The following is a 19,577-nucleotide window of genomic DNA, read 5'->3' on the forward strand; positions in this document are numbered from 1 at the left end:
GACCTGCGCTACGCGATCGACTCCACGAAGCTGCGCACCGAGCTGGACTGGAAGCCCGAGTTCTCCAACTTCGAGGCCGGCATCGAAGACACCATCAAGTGGTACCGCGACAACGAAGCATGGTGGCGCCCGCAGAAGGCCGAAACCGAAGCCAAGTACAAGGAACAGGGCCAATAGACGATGTCGATCGAGTTTTCCAAGCAGCTCAGTGCCCGCGAAACACCGATTCCCGGCGTCGTTCTTTACGAGCTTCCCGTCCACGGCGACAACCGCGGTTGGTTCAAGGAGAACTGGCAGCGCGAGAAGATGCTGGCCCTGGGCCTTCCTGACTTCAAGCCGGTTCAGAACAACATCTCTTTCAACGAAAAAGCCGGTACCACCCGCGGCATCCACGCCGAACCTTGGGACAAATTCATCTCTGTGGCCACGGGCAAGATCTTCGGCGCCTGGGTGGACTTGCGCGAAGGGCCATCGTTCGGTGCCGTATTCACCGCCGAGCTGGATCCGAGCCAGGCAATTTTCATCCCCAGGGGTGTGGGCAACGCTTTCCAGACCCTGGAAGACAACACTGCTTACACCTACTTGGTCAACGACCATTGGAGCGCTGACGCCCAGGGCCAGTACACCTTCCTGAACCTGGCCGACGAGACAGCGGCCATCGACTGGCCCATCCAGCTCGAGCGGGCCGAGCTTTCTGACAAGGACAAGGCCCATCCGCGCCTGGCGGATGTGCGGCCGATGGGCCCTAAGAAGACGCTGGTTCTGGGTGCCAACGGCCAGCTCGGCAAAGCCCTTCGGGAACTGTACGACGGCGATGCCTCCGTTGAGTTTGCCGGCCGCGCCGAGTTCGACCTCAGTTCCCCGGATGCGATCGAGCAAAGGAACTGGAAGAACTACTCCGCCGTCATCAACGCGGCCGCTTACACCGCCGTCGACGCGGCCGAAACCCCGGAAGGCCGCCAGGCCGCCTGGGAGACCAACGTCGCTGCCGTCGCTCGTCTGGCACGGGCCGCCGTCGAGCACGACCTGACGCTCGTGCATGTCTCCTCCGACTACGTGTTCGATGGCGCTGCTGACACCCATGGGGAAGACGAGCCAGTCTCGCCGCTGGGCGTGTACGGGCAGACGAAGGCCGCCGGCGACGCCGTGGTCAGCGTCGTTCCAAAGCACTACATCGTGCGCACCAGCTGGGTCATTGGTGAAGGCAACAATTTCGTCCGCACCATGGCGTCCCTCGCAGCGCGCGGGATTGAACCCTCCGTGGTCAACGACCAGATCGGCCGCTTGACCTTCACCGAGGATATCGCCGCGGGAATCAAACACTTGCTCGACTCCAAAGCCAGCTACGGCACGTACAACCTCAGCAACGCCGGTGAGCCGCAGTCATGGGCTGACATCGCCGCCGACGTCTACGAGCTCAGCGGCGCGGCACGGGATTCCGTCACAGGCGTCACCACCGAAGAGTACTTCCGTGGCAAAGCCGCCGCTCCACGCCCGCTCAACAGCGTCCTGGACTTGAGCAAGATCCGGGAAGCGGGATTTGAGCCGCGGTCCGCCCGGGAAGCTCTTGACGCCTACCTCGCCACCAGTCCCGCGATCGGCTAGCGGCTGACCGAGATGGCTTATGACTCTTCCTCATTCGGTGTGGTGGCCCTCGCCGCATACCGTCCTGACTGGGACCTTTTCCGTGCCCAGCTCCGGTCTATCCAGGATCAAAGCCACACCGATTTTGTCTGCCTGATCTCCGCCGATGGGGGCGACCAGGAAATCGCCGAATTTGTCAGGGCGGAGCTCAACGACGATAGCCGGTTTCGGGTCCTTGGATTCCCTGAAAGACTGGGGTTTTACGGTAACTTCGAGAGGGTTGTTCAAGCTGTTCCCCCTGAAGCGCAGTGGGTGGCGCTGGCGGACCAGGATGATCGGTGGTACCCCTCCAAACTCGCCACGCTTATTCCTCAGCTGAATGATGTGGCGCTGGTTTCGGGGCAGGCCAGGGTGGTCCGAAATCCCGGGCATGAGGTTGTGGCTGATTCCACAGCCCGAAAGAACGTTCCCTTTAGCGCGTTGGTTGCCCAAAACCAAGTGACCGGAAGCCTTTGCGTCTTCCGCAGGGAACTTCTCGATCTGGCGCTTCCCTTTCCGCGGCTGGAAACCATCACGCAGGTCCACGATCATTGGCTCGCAGTGTGCGCCGCGGCCACCGGTGGTGCCCTGGTGGTAGAGGACGTGCTGCAGGACTACGTCCAACACGGCGGAAATGTCCTTGGGGAGGTGGAAGACCACCGAGGCATCCTGTCATCGTGGCGGCACCTTGCGTCGATGTCGAAGAAATACCATGGCAGCAAGAGCCTGCTGGCGATGCTGCGCACATCCAACGATCTCAGCTTTGGGTGGCGCCGGACCATGATGGACTGTCTGAAGGCCCGGGTTGCCATTAGTTCCGCGGACGTGGAGACCGGTCTGTCGGCCTTTTCCAGCGGTCATGCGTGGAGGCCGACGCTGAGGGTGTTGTGGTCAGGCTTGCGCAGTGGGGACATCGCGCCGCCATGCCTGCTGGAATTCGTTGCGGGTGCTCCGGCGGAGCTCTTCGTCAACGGCTTAGGAGCTCGAAGCCGCTAACTAAGGAGCGGTTGGGCCGGTGCCTGGATCCTCCACGGACTCAGGCACCGGCTTCAATGCCTGCTCCCTGAAGTGTCGCCGTACGGCCATCACTTGATAGGCGGCCACGACAACCTCGGACAAACCGACGGCCCACGCCACGCCCGAACCCCCGTACAGTGCCCCCATGGCGAACATCAGGGGAACGTTAAGAATGGCGCCCAGCGCCGTCGATTTGGCCAGGATGGCGCCTTCGCCGAGCGGTATGAGACATGCCAGGCCGACGACTTGGGCTACCAACACGGCCGCGAAGATCAAGCCAAAAGGAATGCTCAATACGTATCCGACGGTGATCTCGCCCCGTGAGAAGATCGGGCTTGCCCACGGGATCAACACCGCCAGAAGCACCCCGCCCAGGGCCCCGACAGCGGGGACAAACTTGGCCACTAGTTGGATGCGTTCCATGCTGCGGGCTCGCCCAGATTCGGGAATCCAGCCCTGCACAACTTGCAGCACCGGCCCAAACCCTGCCACGGCAAATCTGAACAGCTTGTCCGTGAGGGCGTAGAGGGGGACCGCCGGCGGGACTACGAGCGAGACTGCGATCATCGGCAGATTGCTGTTGATGGTTCCGGTGCCTGCAGCGATGACGCCAAATTTTTGGTTCCGAAGCCGTTGCATGGCGGGCACAAAGCCCAAGTTCATCGTGAGCGGTGTTTCATGTCCCCCCTTCGTGGCCGCCAGGGCTCCGACCGCGACGGCGATGACGTTAAACGCAAGCAGGCTGCCGGCAAACACGATTGCATAAGGGAAGAATTGCAGCAGAATCACGCCGGTGATGACGCCTAGTCCCTGGGGGAGCACATCGAAGAACAGAAGGGACCACGGCTTGGCCTGGCCGATGAAATACCAGGAGGCGCCGAGGAATGGCATCAAATAGGCCAGTGAGGCAACCGCGGCCGCCACGGGATCGACCCGCGTCAACAGAAGGAGCACGAAAAACATCACTGGCGCTGCGAAGAGGAACAGGTAGAGCCGGCTGACCACCGAATTCAAGAACATCTGGGGCCGCCGTGCTACCGGGGTGGAGGCGACCATGGCTGCCCCGACGGTTCCCCAACCGAACGCGACGACGACGCCGAATATTGCCGCCGTCGCTTGCGCCACTGCCAGTTCGCCCCATATCCCTGGACCCAAAGTCGATATCACAAAAGGAATGGCGAGGAGATTTACGGCAGTTGAAAACAAGAGCGACGTTGCAAAGCCTCCGAATCGGCGCAGCAAAGCAGAAGCGGGCTTCGAAGCCACGGATATTCCCCGTTCGTGTCGGTATTTGCACTTGGCCGATCGGCGCGGCTCATTGGCCGAACAGAATCTTACCTTGGGTATGCCGGCCTCACCGACAGCGTACGCACTGTCGAAGCTTGGTGGCGGCCCCGCAGTGGGGCCGCCACCACACTAGAACGTGATGTTCGTGCAACCCAGGAGCGTGTTTCCCAACGAGAAGGGAGACGTAGCTATTCCATGCGCGCATACCCTGTAGGTGCCCCGTTGGAGGATGTTTGTCGACAGCGAGAAGCCATGGTCTCCCGTGGTCTTCATCGCCGCGTTCACATCGGGCCTTGGCAGGTTGGCGATGATGGGGAAGTACTTTTGCTGGGTGTCTGGCTGTGTCACGTAGACGTGCACCTCAATTGATGCGCCGGTGGTCGGGTCCATGGCCCATCCGGAGGCGGTAAGGGACGTGACGCCGTTCGTTGTCGAGAGCTTGACCGAGTCCAGAAATCCGACGGGCTTGGCGCTGACTCCGACCGTCACGGACTTGCAACCGAGCAGGGCGTTTCCTGGAGCGACGGGGCTAAGTGCGATGGCCCAGGAACAGACCCTGTACGTGCCCGGTGCGCTAAGTGGTATGTCCGTCTGGTATCCATGGTCCCCAGGGACCTGAAGAACCTTGTTCACGTCCGGTCGCGGCTGTGAAGCCGTGATCTTGTAGAGCTGGGTGGTTCCGTCCGGTGATTGTACGTAGACGTGCACCGCAATTTGCCTGGTGGTGTCTCCGTAATCCAGGGCCCAACCGCGCGTGGTCAGCGAGGCCGTGGTGCTGGTCGTCTTGAGATCCACGGAGTCAAAGGACCCGACCGGCAGGGCTGCCGCAGCGATGGTGAAAGACTTACACCCCATGTCCGAGTGCAGGTACTGGCCCACGGCGTAGAAGCAAATGCGGTAGGTCCCGGCTTTTGTGATGTTGATGTCCTGCTGGAAGCCGTGGTTGCCTCCAATGCCCAAGACCTGATTCACGTCAGGTCGGGATGCATTGGCTGGCACTACGTAACCCGTGGTCGTTCCGTCGGGTGCGGAAACATAGGCGTGGGCGGCCGCCGTCGACGATGTGTTGCTCATGTCCACTACCCAGCCGCGAATCCTGAAGCTCACCTTGTCAGGTGTACGGACTTCGTAGGCATCATCGACGTTGCCGATGGGTGGTTCCGCTCCTACGACTGAGACGGTTTTGCATCCCAACCCAACGTTGGTGAATTTTCCAATGGCGTAGACGCAAACTTGGTAGTTCCCCGATACGGTCACGGGGATTTGTTGGTCGAAACCGTGGTTGTCTCCGAGACCCAGTGCTTGGTTTACATCCGGTCTATAAGTTGTGGCCGGGATCTTGTAGAGCTGTTGCGAGCCGTTCGGGGCGGTGACGTAGGCGTGTGCTTCGGTAGTGTTTTGCGGTAATCCGGCGTCCGCTGCCCACCCCCTGACTCTTAGAGAAGCGGCCGTGTCGGTTCGCTCCGCGGTGAGGCTATCAAACGATCCTTGCGGTGTCGTGCCCGCAAAGACTGCGAGCGAGGCGTATGAGCCGTTCCACACGTTCGAATCCCCCTGGAACGGGCCGGTGCTGCTGTACTGCCACATGCTGAATTGGTTCCAGCTGGCCGGCAAAACGCCCGGCGAATTGCCTGGGGAAGAGGGGTAGGAAGCAATCCACAGCGGATATGCACTGAAGGAAGCCGAGTTTCCCGTGCATCGAGCCCACCAATCGGTAGTGCTGTAAATAACGGGATACCGGCCGGTCAGTGCTTGTATGGTGTTCCCGAAATCCGCTATCCAGCTGCTCATTTGCGCACCTGACATGCCATAGCAAACGTCGCCGAAGTAGAAGCCGCCGATGGTTTGGCCCTCATAGGGGTTGTATTCGATGTCCAGGACCGGCGGGAGTGTGTAGCCGTCAGGGCTCCACCCTCCACCGTTTGCTACGAAGTACCTAGCCTGGTCTGCCCCCGAGGACCAGTTCGGAATGGCGAAATGATACGCGCCACGGATCATTCCGACGCTGCGTGAGCCGGCGTATTGCTGGGAGAAATTCCCATTGACGTAGTAGTTGCCCTCCGAGGCCTTCACGTAGGCGAAACGTGAGCCTTGGTTCCACTGGGATGCCCAATCGACGTTCCCTTGATACGCGCTGACATCCTGCCCAGCGACACCGAACGACGGAGACCAGTGTCCGGTGTCTAGTGCCATGGAGAGAGTGCCTGCCACGGTACGGGACCCCATGGGTGCTGCACTTGCCGGTTGGTTCTTGTCAGCCAAGACTCGCGGCGACCGCTGGCCCATTTCGGCTCCACCGCTGGGAATCGCCTGGAGCATGGCGCGCTTCATCGCGTCGCCGATGATCGGAGTGCTGCCGGGCATCGCTGGCATTGCGACCGGCGAAGGTGTGGTGACCGGCGCCGTCGTCTCTGCAGCGGAGTCGGTCAACGGACTTAGCGCACTTGCTGGAGCAGGCGGCCTAGGAGCAGGGGAGCCGCCAGGAACCGTCGGAGATTGGCCCGGTTTCGTACCCGCAGTTGTTTCTGCTTTCGTGGCTTGCGTCTGTGCTGAAGCAGCGGAGATCGCGCTTTCCGACGGAGTGGCCCCGGCCACGGTGAGAGTCAAGCCGAGCGCGATGCCTAGTGCGACGCCAGTGCGCGCGACGGGGAATCGAAGTGCCTTTACAGCGGTTGTTCGTTTCATTTTCAATTCCGGCAAGGTGCCGCTCAATTGAGGGCACATGGTGATAGCTTGCGACTGCAGCTCCAGCAACTAACGCTTCTGCAGTGCACCATAAGGCCAGCTCCTAACCGGGACACCATAGCATTCAGGGGCAGGAGTGACCAGAGTTTTATGTGGTGCTGGTGTGACTAGTGGCTGAACAGTTATCCAACGACTGGACCAACATTGGCGCCACTGTGCGTCCATCCGAACCTGGGGTCCTCAAAGTTAGTCGGTTCACAGCGCCGGATGGGCTAACCGGCGCCTGTGGCTGTAGTCCTCAACGACCGATTCTGGCGTTGTAGCGGTACATGAACGCAGCCATGGCGTCGCGGTTGACAGGGTTCAGCGGCCGGAAGGTGCCATCGGCATATCCGGTCGTGATGCCGGTCGAGGCCAGCCACGTGATTTCGAGGTAGAACGGGGTAGCCGGGGTGAGATCGGTGAACGGTGAGGCACCGGGCGGGGTGTATGCGGGTTTGCCGGCAAGCCGGTAGAGGAATGCAGCCATGGCATCGCGATTGACAGGTTCCGAGGGGCGGTAGGTGCCGTCGGGGTATCCGGTGGTGATGCCGGTGGAGGCCAGCCAGGTGATTTCCTTGTAGAAGGGTGAAAGTAGTCCGATGTCCCTGAACGGAGAGATGACCGGCGGGATGAAGAAGGGACTTCCCCTGAGGCGATAGAGGAAAGCAGCCATTGCTTCGCGCGTGACGGGTTGGACGGGGCGGAACGTACCGTCGGGATAGCCCGTGGTGATGCCGTTGTATGCCATCCACGTCACTTCTATATAGAAGGGGTAGCTGCCGGGGACATCGGTGAACGAAGGCGGGCTCGAAGAAGAAGTGAAGGCTGTCAAACCTTGAGCGGTGCCGAGCCCGGTGGGCCCGTCGTATCCGTAGCCGGCGGTGCACAGATAAGGCACGGTGCACGTCCCGTTCGCACCGTTGGCAACATCATTGAGCGCCCACGGTGAGCTGTAGCCAAGCTGGGCAGGGGAGATTCCCGCAGGCGTGGGGCCCGCGAGGGCGTACGTGGCTGCGATGACGGGGGCGGCAGCGCTGGTTCCGCCAAAGACCATCCACCCGCTCATCCCGTTGCTGGGGGTGCTGTCGTAGACAGCGACGCCGGTGCTCGGGTCGGCAACTGAGGCCAGATCGGCGACGGTGCGGTTGGGACAGCCCGTGTCGTGCTGCCAGGCCGGCTTGGGCTCGTAAGCCGAGCACCCGCTGCCCGGACCGGCCGCGCCGGATCCGGTGGCCCCCCAAGCGCGCTCGGTCCAGCCCCGCACCTTGCTTGTGTCGAGGGTCAGGGTGGTGCCCCCAACCGCGACGACATTGGGGGAGGAGGCTGGATAGTTCACCGAAGGCGGTGCGGTGGTGTTCGTGTAGCCGTTGTCGCCGGAGCTGGCCACGAGAGGGATCCCGGGGTGATTGAAATAGGCGGCGTCGAACCGGGTGATCCCGCTGACCTCTGGCCCCCCGAAGCTCATTGAGACAGCACTGGCACCCAGATTGACCGCGGTATTGACCGCAGTGCCCAGATCGGTGAGGGAATTGGATGTGGCCTCGACGAGCAGGATGTTGCAATTGGGACAGGCCGCCGAGACCATTTGGACATCGAGGGACGCTTCCTGGGCCCACGCCGCGTTGGGGGCCGGCAGGGAGGTTCCGCCGTTTTGGTTTACTTTCCGGAAGCACCCCGAGGCTGAAGAACAAGGAAGCTGCCCGTACCTCGTCCGGTAGACAGCCAAATCCGCCTCGGCAGTCGGGGCATCATACGGATCGACTACCGCTACGGTCCTGCCGGTGCCGGCGGTGAGTGAGGGCAGCTTATAGGCGGACTGCAGGTCTGCCGGCCCGTACCCGGCGGGGAGAAGCTGCCCGGCAGCCAGGGGACCAGCGACTTCGTCGTCGATTTCCGCATGGCATGATGCGTAGCCTGGGGGTGCGTCGCCGCATACCCGCGAATGTCGGTGCCCCTTCAACCGTGCCATGGCCTGGGCAGCCGGCGTGGGGTCAGGGGGCGAGACTGATGCCGACGATGTTCCAGGAAGGGGGTCGCTTGAACTCTCTTCTGCTTGCGCAGGCGTGACAATCGCGGACAGTACCATCAGTACCGCGGCACCGGTCACCAAGCGGGGCCTGCTGAACCAGCGGCCGCGGGGATATCCGCGCGGTGTTTTCGGCATGAGATCCTTCTTTTGCCCTGATAATTGGGGTCTGGAGTGGCCAGAGATTCACGTGTTTCTGGTGTGACTTGCGGATAAGACAATTATCCACAGGTCCCTCAAAATGACTTGGTCTCAGCTTGTAACCTCCCCTACTTTTAACCTTGTTGAAGGTTTTCCGCAGCGCGTGGGCGCATGCTGCATTGGGGGGAAAATGGAGGCTTTGCGCATCGTCGAGGATGAAGTCCGCGAGCTGATTCGTCGGCGTGGACTGGATCCTTTGAGCCAAGCAGTCGAAGTTCACCGGCTCGTCGAGGCCGCCGTGAATGACTACGATGAGCGGGCGCTTCTCGGCCCCTTGCCTCCTTTGGGACATTTGGACATTGCGCGCAAGTACGTGTTCGACGCCGTTGCCGGCTTCGGCCCGCTCCAGCCGCTTCTGGATGACCCCACCATCGAAGAGGTCTGGCTCAATGCGCCGAACGAGGTTTACGTTGCCCGGAACGGCGAATCCGAACTTACCTCGATCAGCCTCACGGAGCAGCAGGTTCGCGACCTCGTTGAACGGATGCTTAAGAGTTCCGGGCGCAGGCTGGACCTCTCGTCACCCTTCGTGGACGCGGCCCTGCCCGATGGCTCCCGGCTCCACGTAGTCATTCCCGATGTCACCCGCCGCCATTGGGCTGTCAATATCCGCAAATTCGTGGTCAAGGCGACCCGGCTCGAGCATCTGGTGGAGCTGGGGACGTTGACGCCCGGGTCAGCCCGATTCCTGGGAGCCGCGGTGGCAAGTGGACTGAACATTCTCGTCTCAGGAGCCACCCAGGCCGGAAAGACCACCATGCTCAACTGCCTGGCAGCCAATATCGGCTCCCGGGAGCGGGTCATCACCGTCGAAGAGATCTTTGAACTCCATTTCCCGCTGCGTGACGTCGTTGGCCTCCAGTGCCGCCAGCCAAACCTCGAGGGTCAAGGCCAAATTCCCTTACGCCGGCTCGTCAAAGAGGCTCTTCGCATGCGGCCGGATCGTCTCGTGGTGGGGGAGGTCCGGGAAGCCGAAAGCCTGGACATGCTTATTGCGTTGAATTCGGGCCTGCCTGGCATGTGCACCGTCCATGCGAATTCCGCCCATGACGCCGTGACCAAGATTTGCACTCTGCCTCTGCTGGCCGGCGGGAACATTTCGAGCGCGTTCGTCGTTCCGACCGTGGCATCCTGCATCGACCTCGTGGTCCATTGCAGCCGCCACGCCGATGGACGCCGTCAAGTCACAGAGATCCTTTCGCTGGGCCGACGCGTGGAGAACGGCATCATTGAGTCGTCCAAGGTATTCGCGATGCAGGATGGCAGACTCCAACCCACGTCGAATTCCATGCCGGCCGCAGAGAAATTCGCCCGGGCAGGTTTTGACGTCGCCGCGCTCCTGGAGCACTACTGATGGCGCCTCTGCTGGGCGTTCTCTGTGGCCTGGGGGTGTTTCTCATCTGGTGGTCTGCATGGGAACACCCGCTCGCCGTCAAGGAGCCAAAACCGAAACGCCTTGAGTCTCTGTTGCTCATGGCCGGGATCGAAAAGGTGAGCGGCGGGGGATTCATCGCATCGTGCCTCGGATTGGGCCTTTTCACCACACTGATGATCTACATCATGACGGCGTCCTTCTCGATCGCGGCGTGCTTCGGCCTGTTCGGTGCGTGGCTTCCCTTGGCCGTTGTCAGCTGGCGGGCGCGTAAGCGGACCGCCATGCTACGGGAGCTCTGGCCCGATGTGGTCGACCATTTGCGCTCGGCAATCCGTGCGGGACTTTCGCTGCCCGAGGCGCTTGTCCAGCTCGGTGACAAGGGCCCAGAAGAGTTGCGTGCCCTCTTCCGAGAGTTTGGTGCGGATTACCGTTCCGGCGGCCATTTCGATTCGGCGTTGAACAAATTAAAGGACCGCTTGGCCGATCCCGTCGCCGACCGGATCATTGAGGCGCTCAGACTGACGCGCGACGTGGGCGGATCCGATCTCGGACGACTACTGGGAACCCTCGCCGAGTTCCTCCGTGAGAGTGCGAGGACCCGCAGTGAGCTTGAGGCGCGACAATCGTGGACCATCAACGGAGCGCGCCTGGCCGTTGCCGCCCCATGGATCGTCCTGATGCTGCTGGCCAGCAGGCCGGAAGCTGTCGCCGCCTACAACTCCGCGGCCGGAGTCAGCGTGCTGGGAGGCGGATTGTTGGTCTCGGGCTTCTGCTATTGGGTCATGCTGCGCATCGGCGCCCTTCCTGAAGATGAAAGGGTGCTTCGTTGACTGCGTTGACTGCCCCGGCCGTGTTCTGCGGACTTCTCCTGGGAGCCGGATTGTGGCTCATCTTTGTCCGCATGCCGTTTATGCGGGCCATTCCCTTCGCGGGGCGCATCGAGCCGCAACTCCGGTCCCAGAACATTGAATCGCGGCTGCTGTCCACAACCCCGGACGTTGCACCGTTCGGCCCTTTGGAGCGCATTCTGCGGCCGGTGTTCCGGGACGCCCTCCGCTACTTGGCGAAGTTCAACCTGGGCACCACTTCCCTCAACAGGAGGCTGGCAAGGGCCGGCTCTGGAAAGTCCGCGCTGGACTTCCGCGCGGAGCAGTTGCTGTGGGCGGCGGCGGGCTTTGCCACAGCGATTGTTCTGGTGGTCATGGGTGCGACCGCGGGCCGGTTCAGTCCGGGGCTTGCGGTCGTCTCGGTCCTGGTTTGTGCACTGGGAGGGTTTCTTTTCCGGGACTACATGCTGGGGGTGCGGATCAAACGAAGGGAAAGGCGGATGCTGGCGGAATTCCCCAGCCTTGCCGAACTGATGGCCCTCGCGGTGGGCGCGGGGGAGAGCACCAGCGGTGCCCTCGATCGAGTGTGTCGCACGGCCCGCGGCGAATTGGCGAAGGAATTTGCCTTGGTATTGGCGGCCACGCGGGCCGGCACGCCCCTGGTCGAAGCCTTGCACGAGTTTTCGGGACGAACCGAGCTCGGCCCGCTTGTTCGGTTCGTGGATGGAATCGTCGTTGCCGTCGAACGCGGTACTCCTTTGGCTGATGTTTTGCGGGCCCAAGCTGCGGATGTCCGCGATTCGGCCAAGCGAGAGTTGATGGAATCGGCGGGTCGCAAGGAAATCGCCATGATGGTGCCGCTGGTTTTCGGCGTCCTGCCCCTCACCGTGATCTTCGCCGTCTATCCCGGTTTGGCCGCGCTGGATCTTGGCTTCTGATGGCGGTTTCCAACAAGCCTTTTCATGTCCATCACATCGGCATTCGCTTGAATGCCGAAAACAAAGAACTGCACGGATATTCGTAACGGATTCCGGCACAACGAAATGGGGGAAAATTAAATGGGGAAAATGAAAAAGCTTGGACGTCGGGCCTTGCCCGCTTCAGGACTTTTGCTGTGGCAGCTGCGGACTCTCCTGCCGTCCAGATCAGCCGATGGAACGCCTTCGGACAAAAGGCCGGCCCCCGGCGACGATCATCCCGAGCGAGGCGACGTACCCGGATGGGTCATGATCACATTGATGTCCGCCGCACTTGTAGCCGGGCTGCTGGCGCTGGCAGGCCCGGCTCTTGAGGGACTCTTCAACCAGGCCATGAGCAAGGTCGGAAAGTAGTCCATGCCGTTCCGCACCAGGGGAGCGGAAGATGGCAGCGGCATCGGTGCCGGCAGCGGTGGTGAACGTGGCTCCGCCGTCGTGGATTTTGTGCTCGTCGGCGGGCTGTTGACGATGTTTTTCCTCGCCGTCATCCAACTGACCCTCGTGTTGCACGTGCGCAATACCCTCATTGACGCGGCCTCGTCCGGTGCCCGTCACGGCGCCCTCGCCGACCGGACACCGGCCGATGCACGTGAGCGCACCGCAGACCTGATCGAAACGGCGCTGAACGCAGACTTTGCCCGGGACATCTCGACGTCGGAGGCTAGTTTCCGAGGAATCCGTACCTTGGAAGTGACGGTCCGGGCACCCTTGCCCGTCATCGGGCTGATAGGACCCGGAGCGGCGCTGGAGGTGAGCGGGCATGCTGCCACTCCCGGCTGATCCTGGCCGTGCCGTGCTCGCCCGCTGCCGGGAGGCGGCCTGCCTGCCACTCGCGGAGAACCGGGAATCTACCGGCCCGGCATGTGCTTCTGAGCGGGGAAGCGCAGTGGTCGAGTTCATCCTGCTGTCCCTTCTGCTCATGGTTCCCGTGGTCTATTTCATCGTCACTATTGGACAAATCCAGGGCGGCTCGTTCGCCGTCGTGGGGGCAGCGGACCAAGCCGCGAAGGTCTATGTCATGCAGAATGACACCTCCCAGGGGCGGGTCGCCGCTGAACAGGCCGTCCTTTTGACCCTTGCCGACTATGGCCATTCCGCGGAGCGGGCATCCGTGGACGTCGCGTGCGATCGCAGCGATTGCGGGTCTGCCGGTGCTGCGGTCACCGTTACCGTCAGGCTCACGGTGCCGTTGCCGATGGTGCCCTTTGGAGACACTCTGAATCTGGACGCCGCGAATCTGAGTGCGTCGGCTACGCAAATCGTCGGGCGGTTCCGGTGACAGACCTTCCCATGAGCACGCGGTCCGGTAAATCGGAACGGGAAGCCGGCCATTTGATGGTCTTGACCATCGGTTATGTCGTGATTGCGTTGTTGCTGGCAACGGTCGTTGCTGCGGCCTCCGCCATCTACATCGAACATAAGAAGCTCCTCTCCATGGCCGACGGAGCTTCGGTCGCAGCCGCGGACAGCTATTCCCTCGGCCAAGTAGACAGCAGCGGTGAAACGCCCTCGGCCGTCCTGAACAGCGGGCGGGTGCGAAGCGTCACCGAGTCATACCTCAGCCAAAACGGCGCCCATTCTCGGTTCGATCAACTTGCCGTTGCACCGGGTACTGGTAGTCCGGACAGCACCACGGCCGAAGTTGTGCTGAGCGCGGTTGCCCATCCGCCCGTGGTCAGCTTTCTGCTTCCCGGCGGTGTTCCGATCGAAGCGCGGTCCACCGCACGTTCCCGGCTGACCCGCTGAATTCCAAGCGTCACACGTCCAGCCCCGTGCCAAGGCCGCCAGCGGATGGCGTACTCTGGAACAACCATGGCTCAGATTGACTTTCCCGCAGAAATCCGCGCGCTTCGCTCCACCTACCGCTCCATCGAACAGGTTTCCGACGTCGAGAAGCTCAAGGAAGAGATCGAAGAACTGAGCGAGCAAGCTGGTGAACCGAATCTCTGGGACGATCCAGCCTCCGCGCAGGTCATTACGTCCAAGTTGTCCCACCGGCAGTCGGAACTTGAGCGGTTGAACAGGCTGACGGGCCGCATCGACGATCTCGAGGTTCTTGTCGAACTCGGCCAGGACGAGGACGACGACGACTCCATGGTCGAAGCCGCCACGGAACTCGAATCAATCCGCAAGGCCCTCAAGGAACTTGAAGTGGTAACCCTGCTCTCGGGCGAATACGACGAACGTGAAGCCGTCGTCACGATTCGTGCGGGCGCCGGCGGTGTTGACGCGGCAGACTTCGCCGAAATGCTCATGCGCATGTACTTGCGCTGGGCGGAACGCCATGGCTACCCGACGACCGTGATGGACACCTCGTACGCCGAAGAGGCCGGCCTCAAATCGGCCACTTTCGAGGTCAAGGCGCCGTACGCTTTCGGTACCCTCAGTGTCGAAGCCGGGACGCATCGGCTTGTCCGCATCAGCCCTTTCGACAACCAAGGGCGCCGGCAAACGTCTTTTGCCGCCGTCGAGGTCATCCCGCTCATTGAGCAGACCGACTCGATCGACATTCCGGACAATGAGATCCGCGTCGATGTTTTCCGTTCTTCCGGTCCTGGCGGGCAATCCGTCAACACGACCGACTCCGCAGTACGGTTGACCCACATCCCCACGGGGATCGTCGTCTCCATGCAGAATGAGAAGTCCCAGCTGCAGAACCGCGCAGCCGCAATGCGCGTGCTGCAATCGCGGCTCCTGCTCCTGAAAAAGGAGCAGGAAGATGCTGAGAAGAAGGCATTCGCAGGTGACGTGAAGGCATCGTGGGGCGACCAGATGCGTTCGTATGTGCTCAATCCGTACCAGATGGTCAAGGATTTGCGGACTGAACACGAAGTGGGCAACACGTCAGCGGTGTTCGACGGCGACATCGACGACTTCATCGACGCGGGCATTCGTTGGCGCACGGGAAACCGGAACGCCGAAGGGTAACGGCGCCTGCGCTGATTGAGCGACACACCGTACCAAGCCCGCGATTCCATCGCAGAGCGTGCGTATAGTCGAAGAGCCGGCGCTCAACTTCCCCCAACGAAAGCCCGTGCGCTGGCGGTTGGACTGGCCGAACGTGGCATGTCCGGCGGGGTTCTGAAGAGTCATGATCCGATTTGAGAATGTCACCAAGGTCTACGACCCCAATGCCCGTCCGGCGCTGGATGCTGTCAACCTTGAGATTGACCGTGGAGAATTCACCTTCCTCGTCGGGGCCTCGGGCTCCGGCAAGTCGACGTTTCTACGACTCATTCTGAAGGAAGACCGGGCAACATCCGGTTCGGTCTACGTCGCAGGCCAGAACGTAGCCAACATCTCAAGCTGGCGGGTCCCCAAGCTTCGCCGTGGAATCGGCGTCGTTTTCCAGGACTTCCGCTTGCTGCCGCAGAAGAATGTCTTCGCCAACGTGGCCTTCGCCATGCAGGTGATCGGCAAAAGCCGGAGCATCATCCGGGAGACAGTTCCGGAAGTGCTGAAGACTGTCGGGCTTGAGGGCAAGGAACGCCGCATGCCCCATGAATTGTCCGGTGGTGAGCAGCAGCGCGTGGCCATCGCCCGCGCCGTGGTCAACCGCCCAGGCATCCTGCTGGCAGACGAACCCACCGGAAACCTGGACCCCATTACTTCGATGGGCATCATGGGCGTGCTCGACAAGATCAACCAGAACGGCACGACTGTGGTCATGGCAACGCACGACGACGACATTGTGAACGAGATGCGCAAGCGCGTGGTAGAGCTCCGGAACGGAGTAGTGGTCCGTGATGAGGCAAAGGCCCTCTACACTTCGATGATTCCGGTGGTCGGAGAGTCCCGGCGAATGAAGGACGCGAGCGATGCGGAAATAGACCGCGCGCAGGGGGTCCAGCAGTGAGGCTCGCTTTTATCCTGGGCGAGATCGGAAGCGGCCTGCGCCGGAACCTGTCCATGGTGATTTCCGTCGTCCTGGTGACTTTTGTCTCCCTCACCTTCGTCGGCGCGGCCGGCATGCTGCAGATGCAGATCAACCAGATGAAGGGTTACTGGTACGACAAAGTCCAGGTTGCCATCTTCCTCTGCAACGACTCCTCGACATCGACCGGATGTGCTTCGGGCGCTGTCACCAAAGAGCAGCAGGACAACCTCGCGAAGATGCTCGATTCGCCGGCGGTCAAGCAGTACATCAACGATTACCAGTTCGAGTCACAAGCCGATGCGTTCAAACACTTCAAGGAACAGTTCTCCAACTCTCCGATTGTTGATTCGGTAACCCAGGACCAGCTTCCTTCGTCTTTCCGGATTAATATGAAGGACCCCCAGAAGTACCAGATCATCAGCGAGACATTCTCGTCCCAGGCCGGGGTGGAGACCGTGAGCGACCAGCGCCAGGTCCTTGAACGAATCTTTGAGTGGATGAACGGCGCCTCCGTGGCGGCAATGGTGGTCGCCGGAGTCATGATCTTCTGCGCCGTCCTGCTCATCACCACAACCATCAGATTGTCCGCGTTCAGCAGGCGGCGGGAGACAGGCATCATGCGCCTCGTTGGTGCATCGAAGACCGTCATCCAACTGCCGTTCATCCTCGAAGGCGTCATCGCCGCCGTCGTGGGCGCAGTCCTGGCCTCCGGCACCCTGTGGCTGGTGGCCCAGTTCTGGCTCAATGGAGACTTGTCGCAGCAGTTCCTGAACACTCCGTTTATTTCCTCGACCCAGGTACTCGTGATTGCTCCGGTCCTGATAGCGTTGGGCGGCGGCCTGGCCGGGATCTCTTCACTCCTGACCCTCCGTCGATATCTCAAGGTGTAGCCATGAAGAGCACTGATCCCGAGCGAACAGGACAGCCGATGCCCCGGAAGTACCACGCTGCCATGCGGATGCGCATGGTTAGTGGCCGTGCCAAGGTTGCCGGCTCTGTGCTTGCCATCGTGCTGGCTGCGAGTTTTGGAACAGCGCCCGTGGCACACGCGGATGACCTCGATGACCAACAGGCCGCCCTCAACGCGGAATCGGCGCGCGTGCAGCAGTCGCTGGAATTCGTTGATGCCAATATCGCCAAGGCGGCTGGCGACCTTGTGGTGTACCAAGGACAGCTTCCGGGAGCGCAGCAGGCACTTCTCGAAGCCCAGGGCAGGGTTGCTACTGCGGTGAAGGAAGCTGATGCCCTGGCGGCGCGCGTGGATCTGGCTCAGCAGAGTAAAGCCCAGATCACCCAGCAGCTGGAAAACGACAAGCAAAAGATTACGGATACCAAGAAGCTCATCGGTCAGATCGCGGCGCAGGCATATAAATCCGGCGGCGTTCCCACGAATGTTGCCTTGTTGTTCGGATCGAACGACGGCGGCAACCTCACGGAAACCATGGACCTCGCCAACCAGGCGATGCGCAGCCAGAACGCCGCGATGACGAAACTGACGCAGCAGAGCGCGACGAACGTGAACTCGCAGGCCCGGCTCGCCGCCGTCGAGCAGGAAATCCGCGATCTCAAGGCGAAAGCAGACGCGGCACTTGAGCGTGAAAAGGTAGCCCGCGATGACGCCGCTGCCAAGAAGGCACAGGTGGACAAGCTCATCTCCGACACCACCCGTCTCAACGCCCAACTTCAAGCGGCCAAGCCCGGAATCCAGGCCCAGCTCCAGCAAGTGAAGTCGATGCAGGACGCCGTCGCCGCGGAAATCTCGGAGCGGGACCGCAAGCTGCGCGAAGCATGGTTGGCCGAACAACAGCGGCTGGCCGCAGCCGCTGCAGCCGCCGCCCAGGCGCAGGGCCAGGCCCCGCAGCCCTACGTCCCGCCGGTGAGCAATCCGCGCGGCAACTTCGGCTTGATCCACCCGGTACCTGGGAACATTCCCATCACTTCAGGGTTCGGTTGGCGCGCGACGCCGCCCGGAACCATCGATTTCTACGGCCAGGGCGGTTACATGCACACGGGCATCGACTTCGGTGCCCCTTGCGGAACGCCCGTATACGCAGCCGCAGCCGGCACCGTGTTTTCGGCAGGCTGGGGCAACGATGGTGGTGGCAACCGTGTCAAGATATCGCACGGAGTCATCAATGGAGATTCCCTGACTACGGTTTACTACCACAACACCAGCGTGGTGGTTTCTTCCGGGCAGCAGGTGAGTCAAGGCCAGCTCATTGCATATTCGGGTACCACGGGTAACTCCACCGGCTGCCATGTGCACTTTGAAACCTGGGTGAACGGGCAGGCTGTTGACCCGATGAACCTTCTATAGCCCACACGACAAGGTTCTGCTGGCGTAGACTAGTGTGATTCTTCGACAACCAAGGAGTTCTACCGTGCCCAAGGAAAGTGGCCGTAAGGTAGTGGCCACCAATCGCAAGGCTCGGCATGACTACCACATATTGGATACCTATGAGGCCGGCATTGCCCTCATGGGAACCGAAGTAAAGTCCCTGCGTGAAGGCCATGCGTCCATGGTCGATGGCTTCTGCACCTTCTACAATGACGAGTTGTGGATGGAGGGCATCCATATCCCTGAGTACAACCAGGGGAGCTGGACCAACCACGCGGCGCGCCGCCGTCGGAAGCTGCTGCTTCACCGCGAGGAGCTCAACAAGATCTCCGGCAAGATCCGCGAGACCGGGCTGACAGTAGTGCCGCTCCAGCTGTACTTCCTGGACGGACGAGCCAAAGTAGAGATTGCCTTGGCTCGAGGCAAGAAGGATTACGACAAGCGCCAGACCTTGCGCGAGCAGCAGGACAAGCGCGAATCCCTGAGGGAACTGCGTGAGCGCAACCGCCGCTGAGTTCGGCGAATACGGTCGGCAGTCGAAGTGTGTCCCGGAATGTCCGGGCGCCGCGATGCGTTATGATGATTAACCCGGCGGGTTTTAGGCGGTCGCTTTAGGGCGGGCTTCGTCTGCGGGGATTGATAACAAAATACGGGGATGATCGGTTTCGACGATGTTAGTCGCGACAGGTGAAGCGGGCCGAGGATGCAGAATTATCTCGTAAACGCTGTCTGCAAACCAATAAGTGCCAATTCTAAGCGCACTGACTTCGCTCTTGCTGCCTAAGCAGTAAGACAGTCCGTCAGCCCGAGGTTGCTATTGCCCCGGATCCTGGCGTCATTTAGATAGCCACTGCTGCTTGCCTTCGTCATCGAGGCGAGCGGGACTCTTAGATGACTGGGCCCGGATCAGCTACTTGTTCGCAGGATAGCTGGGGCCGAGAAAATCCGACGCGAACTGCGCCCGGAGAAGCCCTGACAACACGACATCGGACGGGGGTTCAATTCCCCCCATCTCCACTTTTTGTGATGAGTCGAGACATCCTTCACGGGTGACTCGACTCATCGGTAACACCCCGGTCTCTGACCGGGGTGTTTTTCTTTGTCTGGGTTGGTGGTCCCGGGCGGGGTTTCGCCACTCCAACCTGGTCTCAGTGGTTCGGACTCCGGGCTGCCGGCTCGTCATCCGAGCTGTCGACGCCGTTCGGGGGGCTTCCGGGTTCCCCGCCGGGATGTTTGGTGCCGGGTTTGCGATCAACCAGCCTTCGTCGCTGGTGTCCAAAGACCATCACGACGGCTACCAGT

17 protein-coding genes, 1 other RNA gene and 1 pseudogene are annotated in these 19,577 nt (G+C 61.3%); 16 read left to right on the top strand and 3 right to left on the bottom strand.

Going from position 1 to position 19,577, the window contains the following annotated elements:
• From AC1DJW_RS01910 to AC1DJW_RS01920, 3 genes and pseudogenes are all read left to right on the top strand, one after another.
• A pseudogene (locus tag AC1DJW_RS01910) lies at positions 1 to 177 on the top strand (dTDP-glucose 4,6-dehydratase); the annotation flags it as partial.
• 3 nt (positions 178 to 180) lie between these two features.
• Positions 181 to 1,605 carry a sugar nucleotide-binding protein gene (locus AC1DJW_RS01915; protein WP_284751295.1) on the top strand — a complete coding sequence of 475 codons (1,425 nt, stop codon included), beginning with the start codon at positions 181 to 183 and terminating at the stop codon, positions 1,603 to 1,605.
• 12 nt (positions 1,606 to 1,617) lie between these two features.
• Positions 1,618 to 2,619 carry a glycosyltransferase gene (locus AC1DJW_RS01920; protein ID WP_284751294.1) on the top strand — a complete coding sequence of 334 codons (1,002 nt, stop codon included), beginning with the start codon at positions 1,618 to 1,620 and terminating at the stop codon, positions 2,617 to 2,619.
• Here AC1DJW_RS01920 and AC1DJW_RS01925 read toward each other — a convergent pair whose 3' ends face one another.
• The 3 genes from AC1DJW_RS01925 to AC1DJW_RS01935 all read right to left on the bottom strand — a co-directional run bounded on the left by AC1DJW_RS01925 (position 2,620) and on the right by AC1DJW_RS01935 (position 8,818).
• Positions 2,620 to 3,807 carry a lipopolysaccharide biosynthesis protein gene (locus AC1DJW_RS01925; RefSeq protein WP_476900589.1) on the bottom strand — a complete coding sequence of 396 codons (1,188 nt, stop codon included), beginning with the start codon at positions 3,805 to 3,807 and terminating at the stop codon, positions 2,620 to 2,622. It lies immediately after the preceding gene.
• 249 nt (positions 3,808 to 4,056) lie between these two features.
• Entirely contained in the window at positions 4,057 to 6,291 is a 2,235-nt protein-coding gene (locus AC1DJW_RS01930) for a lysozyme (RefSeq protein ID WP_476900590.1), read from the bottom strand.
• Positions 6,292 to 6,910: 619 nt separating this feature from the next.
• Positions 6,911 to 8,818 (bottom strand): S-layer homology domain-containing protein, encoded by a 1,908-nt coding sequence (locus AC1DJW_RS01935; RefSeq protein ID WP_476900591.1) that lies wholly within the window; start codon positions 8,816 to 8,818, stop codon positions 6,911 to 6,913.
• Positions 8,819 to 9,011: 193 nt separating this feature from the next.
• Between AC1DJW_RS01935 and AC1DJW_RS01940 the strand changes: the two genes are divergently transcribed.
• The 13 genes from AC1DJW_RS01940 (at position 9,012) to ssrA (ending at position 19,295) form a co-directional block, all read left to right on the top strand.
• Positions 9,012 to 10,235 carry a CpaF family protein gene (locus AC1DJW_RS01940; protein WP_476900592.1) on the top strand — a complete coding sequence of 408 codons (1,224 nt, stop codon included), beginning with the start codon at positions 9,012 to 9,014 and terminating at the stop codon, positions 10,233 to 10,235.
• Positions 10,235 to 11,086 (top strand): type II secretion system F family protein, encoded by an 852-nt coding sequence (locus AC1DJW_RS01945; protein ID WP_459341256.1) that lies wholly within the window; start codon positions 10,235 to 10,237, stop codon positions 11,084 to 11,086. Before AC1DJW_RS01940 ends, AC1DJW_RS01945 begins: the two co-directional genes overlap by 1 nt.
• The gene (locus AC1DJW_RS01950; RefSeq protein ID WP_476900593.1) at positions 11,083 to 12,021 is read left to right on the top strand and encodes a type II secretion system F family protein; all 939 of its coding nucleotides are present in this window, start codon (positions 11,083 to 11,085) and stop codon (positions 12,019 to 12,021) included. Before AC1DJW_RS01945 ends, AC1DJW_RS01950 begins: the two co-directional genes overlap by 4 nt.
• A gap of 129 nt (positions 12,022 to 12,150) precedes the next feature.
• A complete protein-coding gene (locus tag AC1DJW_RS01955; RefSeq protein WP_459341258.1) occupies positions 12,151 to 12,414 on the top strand; it encodes a hypothetical protein in 264 nt (87 codons plus the stop codon).
• A 3-nt stretch (positions 12,415 to 12,417) separates the two neighbouring features.
• On the top strand, positions 12,418 to 12,840 hold the full coding sequence (locus AC1DJW_RS01960) for a TadE family protein (RefSeq protein ID WP_284751286.1): 423 nt from the start codon (positions 12,418 to 12,420) through the stop codon (positions 12,838 to 12,840).
• Positions 12,821 to 13,339 (top strand): hypothetical protein, encoded by a 519-nt coding sequence (locus AC1DJW_RS01965; RefSeq protein ID WP_476900594.1) that lies wholly within the window; start codon positions 12,821 to 12,823, stop codon positions 13,337 to 13,339. Before AC1DJW_RS01960 ends, AC1DJW_RS01965 begins: the two co-directional genes overlap by 20 nt.
• Before the next feature lie 11 nt (positions 13,340 to 13,350).
• Positions 13,351 to 13,806: a hypothetical protein gene (locus AC1DJW_RS01970; RefSeq protein WP_476900595.1), complete on the top strand. Its 456-nt coding sequence runs from the start codon at positions 13,351 to 13,353 to the stop codon at positions 13,804 to 13,806.
• A 66-nt stretch (positions 13,807 to 13,872) separates the two neighbouring features.
• On the top strand, positions 13,873 to 14,988 hold the full coding sequence (gene prfB / locus AC1DJW_RS01975) for a peptide chain release factor 2 (RefSeq protein WP_284751283.1): 1,116 nt from the start codon (positions 13,873 to 13,875) through the stop codon (positions 14,986 to 14,988).
• A 163-nt stretch (positions 14,989 to 15,151) separates the two neighbouring features.
• Positions 15,152 to 15,916, top strand: a complete 765-nt coding sequence (ftsE, locus tag AC1DJW_RS01980; protein ID WP_284751282.1) for a cell division ATP-binding protein FtsE — start codon at positions 15,152 to 15,154, stop codon at positions 15,914 to 15,916.
• Positions 15,913 to 16,827, top strand: a complete 915-nt coding sequence (gene ftsX, locus AC1DJW_RS01985; protein ID WP_284751281.1) for a permease-like cell division protein FtsX — start codon at positions 15,913 to 15,915, stop codon at positions 16,825 to 16,827. Before ftsE ends, ftsX begins: the two co-directional genes overlap by 4 nt.
• A gap of 2 nt (positions 16,828 to 16,829) precedes the next feature.
• Positions 16,830 to 18,254, top strand: coding sequence for a peptidoglycan DD-metalloendopeptidase family protein (locus AC1DJW_RS01990; RefSeq protein ID WP_390279117.1), 1,425 nt, complete (start codon positions 16,830 to 16,832; stop codon positions 18,252 to 18,254).
• A 64-nt stretch (positions 18,255 to 18,318) separates the two neighbouring features.
• A complete protein-coding gene (gene smpB / locus AC1DJW_RS01995; RefSeq protein WP_028264808.1) occupies positions 18,319 to 18,789 on the top strand; it encodes an SsrA-binding protein SmpB in 471 nt (156 codons plus the stop codon).
• 137 nt (positions 18,790 to 18,926) lie between these two features.
• Positions 18,927 to 19,295: a transfer-messenger RNA gene (gene ssrA / locus AC1DJW_RS02000) on the top strand.
• The last annotated feature ends 282 nt before the right edge of the window (positions 19,296 to 19,577 follow it).

It is taken from the genome of Arthrobacter sp. 05L417 (assembly GCF_056397865.1).